Consider the following 491-nt stretch of genomic DNA (forward strand, 5'->3'; position numbering starts at 1 on the left):
TTCGTAAATGACAGTCACATCAATATTGATAATGTCACCATTTTTTAACTTCTTCTTGTCGGAAGGGATGCCATGACAAATTACGTGGTTGACGGATGTGCAAATAGATTTGGGGAAGCCGCGATAGCCTAAACAAGCAGGAATAGCATTTTGAACATCGGTAATATGCTTATGGCAAATTTGATCAATTTCTTCTGTTGTGACCCCAGCCACGACGTATTCACCAATCATTTCTAATACTTCCGCAGCCATACGACCAGCAATACGCATTTTTTCGATTTCGTCAGGGGTTTTAATTGTTACTGCCATAGGGTTTAAGTCGCTTACTTGATTGATGTGTTGTTAGTGTATAGAGCGTTAACTGTCATAGCTATGTCATTCTTATAGCTTATAAATGCGTTTGTCCTTCTACGCCTGCCCTTCTATACGGGCTTGGCGTATCAAGTGGGAGATTATAAGTCTTATTGTTAGGATATTCTAATGTTTGATCG

Annotated in this window: 1 protein-coding gene; it reads right to left on the reverse strand. The window is 39.5% G+C overall.

Annotation, left to right across the window (positions count from 1 at the left end; all coding sequences use genetic code 11):
• On the reverse strand, positions 1-309 hold a 309-nt coding region (locus tag EMN46_RS18970; protein ID WP_154202585.1), incomplete at its 3' end, for a M24 family metallopeptidase.
• Between the last annotated feature and the right edge of the window lie 182 nt (positions 310-491).

It is taken from the genome of Ancylomarina sp. 16SWW S1-10-2, assembly GCF_009669305.1.
Lineage (GTDB): Bacteria > Bacteroidota > Bacteroidia > Bacteroidales > Marinifilaceae > Ancylomarina.